8 protein-coding genes are annotated in these 8560 nt (G+C 31.4%); all 8 read right to left on the reverse strand.

The window, feature by feature from the left end; all coding sequences use genetic code 11:
- The coding region (locus tag ACMOUI_RS09715; RefSeq protein ID WP_418965502.1) for a hypothetical protein at positions 1-782 on the reverse strand (782 nt) is incomplete at its 3' end.
- 9 nt (positions 783-791) lie between these two features.
- The gene (locus ACMOUI_RS09720; protein WP_418965503.1) at positions 792-1388 is read right to left on the reverse strand and encodes a metallophosphoesterase family protein; all 597 of its coding nucleotides are present in this window, start codon (positions 1386-1388) and stop codon (positions 792-794) included.
- A gap of 63 nt (positions 1389-1451) precedes the next feature.
- Positions 1452-3833 carry a glycogen/starch/alpha-glucan phosphorylase gene (locus ACMOUI_RS09725; protein ID WP_418965504.1) on the reverse strand — a complete coding sequence of 794 codons (2382 nt, stop codon included), beginning with the start codon at positions 3831-3833 and terminating at the stop codon, positions 1452-1454.
- A gap of 27 nt (positions 3834-3860) precedes the next feature.
- A complete protein-coding gene (locus ACMOUI_RS09730) occupies positions 3861-4679 on the reverse strand; it encodes a hypothetical protein (RefSeq protein WP_418965505.1) in 819 nt (272 codons plus the stop codon).
- Positions 4680-4696: 17 nt separating this feature from the next.
- Complete coding sequence (locus ACMOUI_RS09735; protein WP_418965506.1) at positions 4697-5470, reverse strand: TrmB family transcriptional regulator; 774 nt, start codon at positions 5468-5470, stop codon at positions 4697-4699.
- Between the two features lie 9 nt (positions 5471-5479).
- A complete protein-coding gene (locus ACMOUI_RS09740; RefSeq protein ID WP_418965507.1) occupies positions 5480-6337 on the reverse strand; it encodes a sugar ABC transporter permease in 858 nt (285 codons plus the stop codon).
- On the reverse strand, positions 6334-7224 hold the full coding sequence (locus ACMOUI_RS09745; RefSeq protein ID WP_418965508.1) for a carbohydrate ABC transporter permease: 891 nt from the start codon (positions 7222-7224) through the stop codon (positions 6334-6336). The genes ACMOUI_RS09740 and ACMOUI_RS09745 overlap by 4 nt, the downstream gene beginning before the upstream one ends.
- A gap of 51 nt (positions 7225-7275) precedes the next feature.
- Positions 7276-8514 (reverse strand): maltose ABC transporter substrate-binding protein, encoded by a 1239-nt coding sequence (locus ACMOUI_RS09750; protein WP_418965509.1) that lies wholly within the window; start codon positions 8512-8514, stop codon positions 7276-7278.
- Positions 8515-8560 lie beyond the last annotated feature (46 nt).

The raw sequence follows: 8560 nt of genomic DNA on the forward strand, positions 1-8560 counted from the left end.
ATTTTATTTCTATTTAGATAGTCTACCAGAGTATCAGTATATCCCCTCTGGTACTTATTTCCTAATTTATAACTATTTTTATATCTCAGATACTCCACAAAAATATCCCCATTATTTTCATTCTCTAGGCTTTTAAAGTTAGCAATTAATATATTCACAACTGGAATAAAAACTCTTTGATACCAAGTCATAGCTTTTTCAAAGTTTTCTTCTCCTAAAAAATATATGTCCAAAAATTTTCTAACCTCTTCTCTTAACTCCCTATAGTTCTCAACTTTTGAACACTCTATGCTATTTAATCCACTCTCTTTTTCAAAACTAAATCTCTCCTGAGATAACCTATCTGATTCCTCATTATTTTGAGAAAAGAACTCGTATACCTCTGCCTCTATCGAATGAAAATTCAGGTTTTTAGCTACTGAAATACGATGATTTCCATCATATACATAGTATTCCTCCCTCACTTTATATAGAATTACTGGAGGTAAACTGTTGCTCTCTAAGGACTTTATATATACAGCACTCCATCGCCCTTTGGACTCCTCTCTCAATGGATTAAAATCTTTATCAAAGTCCTGAGCCTTTTCAACCGTTCCAACAATCTTAGTCAATGGTACCTCTCTCACTCCCAGATAAACTCTATTAGAAAGTTGATTCTCTTTTTCCACTGCACTAAACTCTTTTATCTTTCTATTGTCTCTATCAAAAAAATTAAATCTAGTTTTTCTTAAAGCTTTTTTAAAAGCTAACTCTGCATCCTCTTTATCTATATTGTATTTCATTTGTCCTCCTTAAGAGAAATCCAAATCTAGGACTTTATATCCAAATACATTTATTATTCTTGTATTTTCTAATTGTCCCTCTTGGATTTCATGGTGATTTTTTAAATGAATATGTCCATGTAACCAATACTTAGGCTTTAGTAGATCAATAGCCTTTCTATAGCTATTAAATCCCTTATGGACTGGATCATCTCCTTCATTTATACCTCCCACAGGAGAATGGCTGATAACTAAATCAACAGTTTTAAACATCGTTTTAACATAACTTTTCATAACCATAAAAAAAACATCTTTTTCACTATATTGATGTGGGCCCATTGAGTATCTTTGGCTTCCATCAAACCCTACAATTTTTATTCCCTTTACAGTACAATTCTCCCCTGAATCTATATTTTTACAAAATCCTATATCGTGATCTCCAGCATATATATGATTCCCATTCACATAGACAAGCTCCTTATTTAAAACAGTAAAAAGATAGTCTAAATATCTATTGCTTACATCTCCACATGAGACTATTAACTCTATATCTTTAAACATATCTTTTAAAGTTTCAGGAGAGTATCTCTCCAATGTCGCTTCGTCACTAACTGCAAGTATTTTCATTTTTCAACTCCTAATTTTTAATAGACAAAAACTACCATAGTTATATGGTAGTTCTCATTTATGTTAAATTTTTTGAGGGGCTATCTTCCAAATCTCTTTTGCATACTCCGCTATTGTTCTATCTGATGAAAACTTTCCACCATTTGATATATTCATCCAAGCTTTTCTTCCCCAAATCTTCCTATTTAAAAACTCTCTATTTATTTTTTCCTGAGTCTCTCTAAAGGCTTCAAAGTCTTGTAATACAAAGTATTGATCAGCCTTATGCCATGAAGCTCCCTTCAATAAAGAATCATATAACTCTTTATATAAACCCGTTCCCTCATCATTTAAAGTTCCATCAATTAAGGTATCCACAACTCTTTTTAATCCCTTAGTTTCTCTATAAGGAATATATGGATCATATCCCTCTTTTTTCAATTTTTCTATCTCCTCAACTTTCAGTCCAAAGATATAGTTATTCTCAATACCAGCCTCTTCCACTATCTCCACATTGGCTCCATCTAAAGTTCCAAATGTTAAAGCTCCATTTATCATAAACTTCATATTTCCAGTTCCTGAAGCCTCTTTTCCAGCTGTTGATATCTGTTCTGACACATCTGCTGCCGGGAATAGAAGTTGTGCCACCGATACATTATAGTTCTCTATAAATACAACCTTTATCATATTTTTTATCTCTTTATCATTGTTAATAAGGCTTGCTATCTCATTTATTAATCTGATAGTTCCCTTTGCCCTCATATACCCTGGAGCAGATTTTGCACCAAATATATATGTCACTGGATGAATCTTCATACTTGGATTCTCTTTTAGTCTATAATATAGGTCTAAAATATGAAAAATATTTAAAAGTTGTCTTTTATACTCGTGCAATCTCTTTATCTGAATGTCAAAAATTGAGTTTGGATCTATTACTATACCTTGAGTTTCCTCAATATATCTACTTAACTCTCTCTTCTTTTCAGATTTTATCTCTAAAAATCTTTCAATTATATCCTCATCAGCTGAGTATTTCTCTAAATTTTTCATTTGAGAAAAATCCGTAATCCATCTGTCACCTATAAGCTCAGTTATTAAACCAGATAACTGCGGATTACATTGCAGTAACCATCTTCTTTGTGTTATTCCATTTGTTTTATTTAAAAATCTCTCTGGAAATAACTCGTACCACTCTTTTAACTCTATATGTTTTAAAATATCTGTATGTAATGCCGCCACCCCATTTGTAGCAAAAGATCCATATATAGCTAACCATGCCATATGTATAAGATCTCCTTGAATTATAGACATTCTCTCTCTTCTAGCCCTATCCTCAGGGTATCTATCCTCCAATAGACTTAAGAATTGGAAATGTATTCTTTCAGTTATTTGAAATATTCTTGGTACTACCTCTTCATAGAGTCCAATCCACCATTTTTCTAAAGCCTCTGAGAGTATTGTATGATTTGTATATGCAAAAGTCTTCTCCACTATTTTCCAAGCGTCTTTCCATATAAGTCCCTCTACATCACATAAAATTCTCATTAGTTCTGGTATTGCTATAACAGGGTGAGTATCATTTAGTTGAATAGATACATACTCTGGCAATTTTTCAAAATCTCTTCCATGTAATTTTTTAAACTTTCTAACTATATCCTGTAATGAAGCTGAAGTGAAAAAATATTGTTGTTTTAATCTTAATTTTTTACCCTCATTTGTAGAATCATTTGGGTATAGTATTCTAGATATATTTTCAGCTTCATTGACTCCCTCTAAGGCTTTCTCATAATCTTGCTCATTAAAGGCTTTTAAATCCAGCTCATCTATAGCCTTGGCTTCCCATAGTCTAAGAGTATTTACATTCTCAGTGCCATAACCAACTATTGGCATATCATATGGAACTGCTCTAACTTTGCTATCTCCAAATTCAACTATAACTTCATCAAAAGGTCTACATATAGTCCATACATCCCCATATCTTAACCATGTCTCTGGAGTTTCTACCTGAAATCCATCAACTATTTTTTGTTTAAAAATTCCATTTTTATACTTTATTCCATAACCCTGTCCAGGTAAGTCTAAAGTAACTAAGGAGTCCATAAAACAAGCTGCTAATCTTCCAAGACCACCATTCCCAAGCCCTGCGTCTTCCTCTGCATTTTCAACCACATTGATATCAAACCCAATCTCCTTTAGAATATCTTTTACCTCTTCTTCCACTCCTAAATTTATCAGATTATTTCCTAAAGCCCTTCCCATTAAAAACTCTGCTGAAAAATAAAATGCTTGTTTACCACTTTCATATCTCTTTCTTGTCTCTAACCAATTTTTAGATATACTCTCAATTAGGGCTTTACTTAATCCTTGGTAAACCTCAAAAGAGTTAGCTTCGTCGATACTTTTATTAAATAAAACTTCTACCTGTTTTTCTATTCTACTTTTTAAAAGATTTTTTTCGATTAACATTTCCTCATTCTCCTTATTAGTTTTTGTCTATTTTTTCATAAGTTCTTGAATCTCTAACTCCTTCTTTTCTAATTCAGCCTTTAATCTAGCCTGCTCTTTTAGCTGTTTAATTATCTCATTTTTTCTATTAATCTCACTACTTAACTTTTCATTTTCATCTTTTATATCTTTTAACTGTGTTGTATTTTCAGAGTTAGACTTCACTATTTTTTTTATAGGTTTCTCTTGTAAAAGTTGTTTTACCTCTTTTGGTTCCATTCCCTCTCCAATATAGATATGTGGAGTTATTATTGGACCCTTCTTTGAATCTAAATTTATTGGAATAACTATTTGAGCATAATCTTTTATCATTTTTTCATTTTTAAATAAATTTGAGTTTATAAAAATATCTTGAGACGTTGTTGAATTTCCAAATAATACCTTTAAATTATCCACTGGAACTAGATTAGCCTCTGTACTCTCTCCAGGTCTTAATCCAAAATCCAATGCTTTTGTATAAAAGCCTTTATCTTTTTCATTCATATTAAATAATCTCTGCTCTTTTCCATTGAATCCTATGTATTTAGCATCTGACCAGTTTATAAAAATAACATCTTTTGAGATATTTTTTATAGTAACTTTTATCTCTTTCTGATTTAAACCCACACCCATTACAAATTTATCCGATACTATTTGATCCCCCTTTAAACTCAAAGGATAATCTCTCATTGTTGTATCTTTAACTCCATAAACTCTAACAACGCTCTCCTTTTGTACAGAATTTTCCACTTTATTTGACACTGTTGAAGTACATCCTGTTACCAAAAGTGTTGATAGTAATGCTCCTAAAAAAAATAGATTTTTCATCTAACTCCCCTCTCTCTCTAAAAATCTAAAGTTATTATTTTATTGATATCCTTTCCAAATCTATTCTCCAATTTCATTAAATGGATATCATTTTTTATATGCTCTGTTACAATATTTATTAAAAGCTTATTTTCTGAATATGTTCCGCAGAACTCACCCTCGTAATTACTTGCTATTATTGCTGCAAATAAATCAACGGCAACCATCACTCTCTTCTCTGAATCAGTTATATTAAAATTAAAACTATCTCTTATATATGTTTCAACACCAAGGTTTGTGTAGTCTATTTTATTAAAACTAAATAGAATCACCCTAACACCTTTCTCTTTTAATCTTTTAAAATCTTTTTCGAATTCAAATAGATCTAGGTTTGTGTTTATATATACAATTTTTTCTGCTCTTTTTAATATACTTCTAATTCTATCCTTTACATCTTCAAAAGAGTTTAAATTATAAAACTGTTTTTGTTTTCCATTTACTTCCACTTTATTTAATTCATCTTTTAAAAATTTTGTAGCACTACTTACCTCTTTTTTATAGTTTTCAAAAAGTTCATTTAAGTCAATAGCTTCATATAAAGTTATCTCTTTATCTAAGTATGAGTTTATATACCCTTTCTTTTGTAAAATATCTAAATTCTGGTAAACTGTTGTTCTTGGGTATCCCAAAGCTTTTGCTATTTGTGAACCATTTGAACCAGGGTTTTTAACCAATTCTAAGAATACTTCTGCCTCTTTTCTCCCAAAACCAATTTTTTCTAAATTCTCTAAAATCTTTTCATTCTCTATCAAAATATCCTCCTACTCTTTAACTCCTCCAACAGTTAATCCACCTACAAGATATCTTGATAAACTAATAAATAGTATTACAACAGGTATACTTGTTATTAATGCAGCTGCTGAATATGTCCCCCACTCGGCACTAAAAGAACCTTGAAGATTAACTAATCCAACTGGTAGAGTTAATTTTTCTGCTGATGTTAAAATTATTCTTGCTATTACAAACTCAGACCATGCTGTCATAAAAGAAAATAACGCTGTTATTGCAAGGGCTGGTGTTGAAATAGGTAATACTATTTTATACATAACTTGCCACACTTTGCAACCATCAATATAGGCACTTTCCTCCAAAGATTTTGGAATCGTATCAAAGTATCCCTTTAGCATCCAAACAGAGAATGGAACTGATACGGCTACATAGGGAATCAATAACCCTAAAAAGCTATTCATTAACTTTAATCTTACAAGTATTATAAACATAGGTAGTAATAACATTGGAGCTGGAAACATCTGAGTCACTAAAAAAGTCATCATCCCCACTTTTCTTCCCCAGAAAGAAAATCTAGAAAAAGCATATCCAGCTGTTATTGATATAAATACTCCTATCACTGCTGTTAAAGTAGATATAATAAGAGAGTTTTTTAACCATATCAATAGGTCTGTTTCAAATATTGCTCTTCTAAAATTATCTAAAGTCGCATCCTCAGGTATTATTCTTAAACTTGTGGAAAATAGCTGATCCCCCGGTCTAAGTGCCACAGATAAGACATTCAACAATGGATATAAAGTTATTAAACAGAAAACTATAAGTATAGTATATATTCCTATTATTTTTTTCCAACTATCATTTTTTTCAAAATGAATGTTTTTTTCAATCATCTAGATTCCTCCTTGAAAATATTGCTTTTTCTTACATATATCACAGAGAATACAAGTAAAAAGATAAATATTAGCACCGAGTATGCAGCTGCAAATCCATATCTATAGAAATTAAATGCCAATCTATAAACATCTGTTACCAATATCTGAGTCTCTTTATTTCCATAACCACCAGCTAAGATAATTATTATGTTCAACATATTAAATGTCCATATTGTTCCCAAAATTATTGCTGGAGTTAAAGTTGGTTTTAAAAGAGGAAGTGTGATATCTTTAAACTTACTCCAAGGACTAGCTCCATCTATATCTGCTGCCTCATATAACTCTGAAGGGATAGACTGCAATCCTCCCAAAGTAATCATCATCATAAAAGGGAATCCCAACCATATATTTGTTATTATTGCCGCATAAAAAGTTAGTTTTGGATCACTTAACCATGGCAAATTCTCTATTCCAAACCAACCAAGCATTAAATTTATAGCTCCAAAATTTTGATTAAACATACCTTTCCAAGTAAGGGCTGCTATATACTGTGGCATTGCCCAAGGAATTATAAGAAAAACTCTCAAAATAGATTTCCCAGGAAGTTTTCTATTTAGTAATATTGCTAAAAATAATCCAATTGTCACATGAAAAAATACGTTTACAAAAGTCCAAATTATAGTTCTAATAAAAGTTGCTAACACTTCTGGATCTTGAAATACTCTAATGTAGTTTTGTAATCCTACAAATCCTGGATTTTTAAATGTTCTTAAACTCATATTTGTTAAAGATAGCCAAAATCCATAACCTAAGGGGTAAAAAACCATTATTGCCATAACTATAAAAGCTGGCGCTATAAATAAATATGGTGTATTTTTACCTACTAGTCTTCCTTTTCCACTCATAATCGTCTCCTTTTGATTTCAGAGGTTGGACTTAGTCCAACCTCTCAATTCTTATTCTCCTTTTATAATTTTTATTCCATCAACTGCATCTTTTTGCATCTTTTTAGCCGCTTCTTCTGGAGTCATTTTACCATTTAATACAGCTTCTAAATTAGGTCTTACAGCATCCCAAATAGCTCTCATCTCTGGTACAACTGGCATTGGAACTGTATATTTTATTGTTTCTATTGAATCCTGCATTAATTTATCATTTTTAACTTGTGGTAACTCTCTTGCTGCCTCTATTCCTGGAGCTTGAGATTGATTTAATGATATCTCTGCATTTATCTCTGGTGAGAAAATATAGTCAAAGAACTTATTTAAAGCCTCTTTTTTATCATCTGATGTGTTCTCTGATAAAGAGTATCCTTTAGAAGCATTTGTAAACAGTGCATATCCATTTTTAGATGGAATTGGCATTGGAGCCACCCCTAAATTGATTCCTGCATCCTCATACTCTTTCCATGACCAAGCACCGTTTAATATCATTGCTGCCTTTCCCTGTTTAAACAGTTGAGAAGCTATATCATAATCCATTCCAGCCTCTCCTAAATCATGCTTTGTTCTAATATCTCTTACAAAAGTTAAAGCTTCTACCATCGCTTTATTATCTAAAGTTGGATTGTTTTTGCTATCAAAAATTTCTCCTCCAAATCCATTATAAAATCCTACAAACCAAAATGGCTCTTTCTCATTGTATAAAAATCCATATTTTGAATTAGCTTTATCTTTTGGATCAACCGCTCTATTTGATTTTGCTACCTTTAAAAACTCATCCCAAGTCTTAGGGGCATTTGGAACCATACTCTTATTGTATAAAAGAGCTATTTGATTTCCTAAGAACTCTGGCAACAGATATAACTGATTGTCATACATTCCACTTTTTAAAGCTCCTTCATTAAATTTTTTAATTAAATCCCCTGACACAACTTTATCAATAGGTTTGATTAAATCTGAAACCATAAATATCCCTATATTATCATTTGGTCCATAAACTATATCTGGTCCTTGACCAGCTAATGATGCATTTTGAAACTGAGTTCTCAAATCTTCATTTGAGTAATGAACTACATTTACTTTTACATCTGGATTTTTTTTCATAAACTCATCTACAATTTTTATATAAGTAGGTCTCACTGCTGGTTCCATCTGCTCCCACAATGTTATTTCAGTTGATTTAGCTAGAGCGATTGTTGAAAATAAAGTTCCTGCCGCTAATATTAATATTGGCTTTTTTAAAATATTTCTCATTTTACCCCTCCTTGATTTTTGTTGTACTTTCAATACAACAATATTA

The sequence above is a fragment of the Cetobacterium sp. genome (genome assembly GCF_048470075.1).
Classification (GTDB): Bacteria; Fusobacteriota; Fusobacteriia; order Fusobacteriales; family Fusobacteriaceae; genus Cetobacterium_A.

Excerpts from the sequence above, each read along its gene's own strand:
- ACMOUI_RS09720 (WP_418965503.1), bottom strand. The coding sequence starts at position 1,388 with ATGAAAATACTTGCAGTTAGTGACGAAGCGACATTGGAGAGATACTCT.
- ACMOUI_RS09725 (WP_418965504.1), bottom strand. The coding sequence starts at position 3,833 with ATGTTAATCGAAAAAAATCTTTTAAAAAGTAGAATAGAAAAACAGGTA.
- ACMOUI_RS09730 (WP_418965505.1), bottom strand. The coding sequence starts at position 4,679 with ATGAAAAATCTATTTTTTTTAGGAGCATTACTATCAACACTTTTGGTA.
- ACMOUI_RS09740 (WP_418965507.1), bottom strand. The coding sequence starts at position 6,337 with ATGATTGAAAAAAACATTCATTTTGAAAAAAATGATAGTTGGAAAAAA.
- ACMOUI_RS09745 (WP_418965508.1), bottom strand. The coding sequence starts at position 7,224 with ATGAGTGGAAAAGGAAGACTAGTAGGTAAAAATACACCATATTTATTT.
- ACMOUI_RS09750 (WP_418965509.1), bottom strand. The coding sequence starts at position 8,514 with ATGAGAAATATTTTAAAAAAGCCAATATTAATATTAGCGGCAGGAACT.